Origin of the sequence: Mesorhizobium sp. (genome assembly GCF_005063415.1) — a bacterium.
GTDB lineage: Bacteria > Pseudomonadota > Alphaproteobacteria > Rhizobiales > Rhizobiaceae > Mesorhizobium.
Genome location: NZ_SUEG01000037.1, coordinates 36,482 through 41,933, shown reverse-complemented (window position 1 = coordinate 41,933; position 5,452 = coordinate 36,482). Strand labels below are relative to the sequence as shown.

5 protein-coding genes and 1 pseudogene are annotated in these 5,452 nt (G+C 64.5%); 2 read left to right on the top strand and 4 right to left on the bottom strand.

Going from position 1 to position 5,452, the window contains the following annotated elements:
- The coding region (locus E5W70_RS12745) for a glycerate kinase (protein ID WP_292658367.1) at positions 1–916 on the top strand (916 nt) is incomplete at its 5' end.
- A 1-nt stretch (position 917) separates the two neighbouring features.
- Here E5W70_RS12745 and E5W70_RS12740 read toward each other — a convergent pair.
- The 3 genes from E5W70_RS12740 to E5W70_RS12730 form a co-directional block, all read right to left on the bottom strand.
- The gene (locus tag E5W70_RS12740; protein WP_292658377.1) at positions 918–1,640 is read right to left on the bottom strand and encodes a UdgX family uracil-DNA binding protein; all 723 of its coding nucleotides are present in this window, start codon (positions 1,638–1,640) and stop codon (positions 918–920) included.
- Between the two features lie 64 nt (positions 1,641–1,704).
- Positions 1,705–3,126 carry a glutamine synthetase family protein gene (locus E5W70_RS12735; protein ID WP_292658364.1) on the bottom strand — a complete coding sequence of 474 codons (1,422 nt, stop codon included), beginning with the start codon at positions 3,124–3,126 and terminating at the stop codon, positions 1,705–1,707.
- 14 nt (positions 3,127–3,140) lie between these two features.
- A complete protein-coding gene (locus tag E5W70_RS12730) occupies positions 3,141–4,523 on the bottom strand; it encodes an aspartate aminotransferase family protein (RefSeq protein ID WP_292658362.1) in 1,383 nt (460 codons plus the stop codon).
- Positions 4,524–4,678: 155 nt separating this feature from the next.
- Here E5W70_RS12730 and E5W70_RS12725 point away from each other — a divergent pair, with 155 nt between their 5' ends.
- Positions 4,679–5,134, top strand: a complete 456-nt coding sequence (locus tag E5W70_RS12725; protein WP_366509696.1) for a hypothetical protein — start codon at positions 4,679–4,681, stop codon at positions 5,132–5,134.
- A gap of 8 nt (positions 5,135–5,142) precedes the next feature.
- On the opposite strand, the pseudogene E5W70_RS12720 reads toward E5W70_RS12725, so the two are convergent.
- Positions 5,143–5,452 (bottom strand): annotated as a pseudogene (locus E5W70_RS12720) (WD40 repeat domain-containing protein); the annotation flags it as partial.

The following is a 5,452-nucleotide window of genomic DNA, read 5'->3' as shown; positions in this document are numbered from 1 at the left end:
CATTTCGGGCGGCGGCTCGGCGCTGCTGCCGTCACCTGCCGAAGGTCTGACGCTGGCCGACGAGATCGCCGTCAACGAGGCGCTGCTCGCCTCGGGCGCGCCGATCGCCGCGATGAACACCATCCGCAAACACCTTTCCACGATCAAGGGCGGCAGGCTGGCGGCCGCCGCATATCCTGCCAAGGTGGTCTCGCTGGTTGTCTCCGACATTCCGGGCGACGATCCGGCTCTGGTCGCTTCTGGTCCGACCGTGCCGGATGTAGGCAGCCGTGAGGACGCATTGGCATCGATCGCTGCCTATGGCATGAACCTGCCGGTTTCGGTCATGGCGCATATCAATTCGCCGGCGGCCGATGCGCCACGTCCGGACGACCCGCGTTTTATCCGCAACGAGGTGCATCTGATCGCTTCCGCCGGCGTCTCGCTGGAAGCCGCAGCGGCCGAAGCGAAGCGCCAAGGCATTCAGGCGGTCATTCTCTCCGATTCCATCGAGGGCGAGGCGCGTGAGGTCGGCGGCGTCCACGCCGCGATCGCGCGCGAAGTGGCGACGCGCAACCGGCCATTCGCAAAGCCGGTGCTGATCCTGTCGGGCGGCGAGACGACGGTGACCTTGCGCGCGAAAGGCAAGGGCGGCCGCAACTCGGAATTCCTGCTCGCCTTCGCCATTGGGATCAGCGGCATGGCCGGCGTCCACGCACTGGCCGCCGACACCGACGGCATGGACGGTTCGGAAGACAATGCGGGCGCCTTCGCCGACGGCTCGACGGTGTCGCGGATGCGCGAGGCGGGCGTCGATGCCAAGGCCATGCTTGCCGGCAACAATGCGTGGACCGCGTTTAACGCCGTCGGCAATCTTTTCGTACCCGGTCCGACCGGCACAAACGTCAACGATCTCCGGGCGATATTGATCAAATAGCTCAGGCGGCCATCAGCCTTTTCACCGTTCTCATATCCTGCAGGAACCGGTCGCGTTCGGCCTGCTTGTCCGCCGGCTCGCGAATGCGCAGGATGAAGGACGGGTGGATGGTGACGAAGACACGCAAGCCATCGTCGCGCTCCACGACCGCCCCGCGCATCTTCATGATCGGCACCACCTTGCCGAGCAGCGCCTGCGCCGCCGTTGCGCCGAGCGCTACCGCCAGATTGGGCTTGATCAGATCGATCTCCTTATCGAGCCACCAGCGGCAAGCCTGCACCTCGCCGGCGTTCGGCTTGGAGTGGATGCGCCGCTTGCCGCGCGGCTCGAACTTGAAATGCTTGACCGCGTTGGTGACGTAGACTTTCAGCCGGTCGACGCCGGCATCGTCCAGGATCGCGTCGAACACCTTGCCGGCCGGACCGACGAAAGGTTTGCCCGCCAGGTCCTCCTGGTCGCCCGGCTGTTCGCCGACGAAGATCACCTTGGCTTTGTCAGGGCCCTCACCGAACACGGTCTGCGTGGCGTCGTGCCATAGCGGACAGCGGCGGCAGATCTTGGCCGTTTGGCGCAGTTCGGGAATCGTCCTGGCGTCGATTTCTGTCGTTTCCGGGGATTTGCCGGTCGGCAAGCCCCTCGACTGCACCTTGGCATGGTGCGACGTGGGGGTCGTCTGCATCCTGGCGATCATGGCTGATGCGGCCTTGTCCGCTCCTGCAATCAGAACCGGAATGAGCGAAGCCCACCGAAGGTTCCGTTGAATTTATTCGGCGTGGCCAACGTGATGCCTACACCTCGTGCAGATAGAGGTGATAATCCAGTTCGCTGACCGTGCGCGCCACGCGCAGATATTCCGACTGCTTAATCGCCACGAACGTCCGGTGCAGGTCTTCGCCCAATGCGCCCTTGAGGAAGGTCGACGCCCTTGCCGCCTCGATCGCGGCACGCCAGTCGACCGGCATCGTCGTGCGCGTGACGGCCGATTCGTAGCCATTGCCGGTGGTTTCGGGACCGGGATCGAGGCCTTCGTCGAGGCCTTTGACGATGCCGGCCAGCACCGTTGCTGCCACCAGGTAAGGATTCGCGTCGACGCCCGATGGCCGGTGCTCGATGCGGCGGTTCTTGGCATCGCCGGCCGGCACACGCAGAGCCACCGAACGGTTGTTGACGCCCCAGGTCGGCGCCACCGGCGCATAGGATTGCGATACGAACCGCCGCCATGAATTGGCGTGCGGCGCGAAGACCAGCATCGATTCCGCCATCGTCTGGATCAGTCCGCCGAGGCCGCGCAGCAGCGGCAGCGACCAGCTTTCGCCGCCGGCTTCGGCAAAGACGTTCTTGCCGACATCATCCAGCAGCGAGACATGAAAATGCATGCCAGAGCCGGCATACTTCTCGATCGGCTTGGCCATGAAGCAAGCGGTGACACCATGCCGACGCGCCTGCGCCCGCACCAGCCGCTTGAGCATGACGAGATCGTCGGCCGCCCGCATCACGTCCTTGCGGTAGTTGAGCGTCAGCTCGTACTGGCCGGGCGCATATTCCGAGATGACCGTCTCGGCCGGGATGCCTTGCACCTTGGCTGCGGCGTAGATGTCGGAAAACAGCGGCTCCATGCCATGCAGATGGTCGACGGAATAGACCTCCGTCTTGGCCGAGCGGCGTCCGTCAAGCACCGCGTGCGCCGGCTGCACCTTACCTTCGGCATCGCGCTCGTTGGCGAGCAGGAAGAATTCGAGCTCGAAGGCGCCGGCCGGATGCAGGCCCTTGGCCGCGAGGATGTCCACCTGGCGGGCGAGCGCCAGCCGCGGGTCGGACGACATCGGCTGGCCGTCGAGATGGTACATCGCCATCAGCACCTGGCCCCGCGGCGGCTGGGTGCCGAACAGCGGCACCAATGTGCCGGGGATCGGCCACGCCCGCAGGTCGCCGTCGCCGGTCGTCCAGATCAGCCCGGTCTCGTGAACATCCTCGCCGGTGATGTCGAGGCCGAGGATCGAGATCGGCATGTGCCGGCCACCCTCGAAGATGCTCATCAACTCGTGCCGGCGCACGATCTTGCCGCGCCCGACGCCATTGGCGTCGGTCAGCACGATGTCGAACGCTTCGATCTCGGGATGAGCGTCGAGAAAGGCCTGCGCCTCGGCAGGCGTCGAGCCCGAAGGGGATGCCGTGACCAGGTTCAAACTTTGCTTGGGCGCGTGTTTCATGCCGCAAGCTTGTCTCACGCCGTAAGCTTTGCCGCAACCGCGCCGAAGGCGGTGATCAGCCGGTTCACCTGGGCGGCGCTGGTTGCAGGAGAGATCAGCATCATGTTGTGGAAGGGTGCGATCAGCACGCCGCGATTGACCAGCGCGACATGGATTGTCGCTTCGAGTTCCGGCGCATGCGCTCCCTCTGCTTCGCCGCCGTTCCTCAGCGGGCCCGGCGCGCAGATGAACTCGACACGGGCACCGACGCGAGCAACATGCCAGGGCAGACGATAGCGATCGATGACGGCGGTCAGCCCGGCGTCGAGCCGCCGCGCCAGACGGTCCATATGGCTGTAGTTCTCGTCGGTCATGACGTATTCGAGCGTGGCGCGCATCGCTGCGAATTGCAGTGGATTGGCCGACAGCGTTGTCCCCATGCCGGAGTAGCCGGGCTCTTTCCTGCTGATATAAGCGGCATAGCGGGCCGCAACGTCTTCGCTCATGCCCCAGACGCTCGCCGGTACGCCGCCGGCAATCGGCTTGCCCAGCACGAACAGGTCCGGTTCCAGCCCGTATTTGCTTGTATAGCCGCCGGGACCGGTCGAGATTGTATGCGTCTCGTCGATTAGAAGCAGCGTGCCGGTCGCACGGGTGAGACGCCGCAAGCCATCATGAAAGCCGGCTTCGGGCAGCACCATGCAGGAATTGGTCAGCACCGGCTCGGCGATGACGCAGGCGACATCGTTGCCCCGGAGTGCCGCGTCGAGCGCCGGCAGATCGTTGAACTCGACGACATCAGTCGCACGCGTCAGGTCGCGGAACTCGCCGGCCAGTCCCGGTCGATTCACCGCTTTCCCGGCGACCAGCCGCACCATCGTCTCGTCGACCGAGCCATGATAACAGCCGTTGAAGACCAGTATCTTCTCCCGGCCGGTAACGGCGCGGGCAACGCGCAGCGCGAAGCGGTTGGCATCGGTCGCCGTCGTCGCGATCTGCCACAACGGCAAACCGAAACGCTGCTGCAGCAGCGGCCCGATGGCGAGCGCGTCCTCGGCAGGCAGCATGTAGGTCAGGCCGCGTCCGGCCTGCCGGCGGATGGCGCGTGCGACCGACGGCGGCGAATGACCGAACATCGAACCGGTGTCGCCAAGGCAGAAATCGTCGAGCCGGTTGCCGTCGATATCTCTGATGATGGCGCCCCTGGCACTATCGACGAGGATCGGGAACGGCGTCGGCCAGTCGTTCATCCAATGCATCGGCACGCCGCCGAAGAAGCAGGGCAGGCCATGGCCGATTTTCGCCATCGATTTTGGCCGCGCCCGGCGGAAGACTTCTGCCTCGGTCGCGCGCAACTCGGCGATCCGGGCCGGGCCGATGCCGCCGATGGAAGTCTTTGAATGGTTGATTACGTTCATGGCGGCCCTCTCAGTCGCACTTTAGACAATCGGCATCCGCCACCGCAATTGGCCGGGCGGCTGCCCTGTGTTGGGTCAGCGGTCATTGAATGAAAACGGGCGCTTGACCGCGAGCCGCCTTCGGGCGCCAATGGTACTTCGGCTGGAGGGACAACATGGTGCGGGCGATCGTCTGCGCAGCAACGCTGCTGTCGTCGGTTGGTGCGGCTCTGGCGTCCGGCGGCATCTGGTGTTCCGCCGAGGATGCAGCCGTCAAATTTCAGGTCGGTGCCGGGGTCACCAGAGGCATGGGCGGGCCGACCTTCAATTTTAGCGGCGAGCTCGAAATTCTGGGCAGGCCGGCTGACGACAGTCTGCGTAAGACGGTATTCGGGGATCAGAACCTCACGCAATATTGGCTCGACAACAAGGAATTGCGGCTGCTCGTCTACCATGAACGGCAGGTCGAAAACGCCTACGGCTATGTCGAACTGACGATCCTGACCAAAGCCAGCGACGAAGGCGTCTATGACGGCCGCTATTTGCTCTCAATCTATGATGTTACGGCCGATACCGAAAAGGACGGCAAACCGGATGAATTGACCGGTAAAGTATCTTGCGGAGCCGAGTAAGTAGCAGGCTACGCCGAAATATCGATGACGCCGCAGTCGCCCGCGGCGCTGCCAAAGGCGACACGGCGCTCTTCCTTGTCCCACATCATCGAAGTGACGGCGCCCTTGCCCGGCCGGCGCAACAGCACTTCCCTGGCGTCGGCGAAGCGCACCGCCATCACCATGCCGTCATCATAGCCGATAGCAACGACGTCCTGGCTTGGGTGACAGGCGACGGAGGTGACCATCGCATTGCCTCGCGTACCGAGTTCCAGCGGCGCCTTGCCCATCGGCCCATCTTTGCCGGAAAACGGCCAGATGATCGCTGCCGGCGCGCCG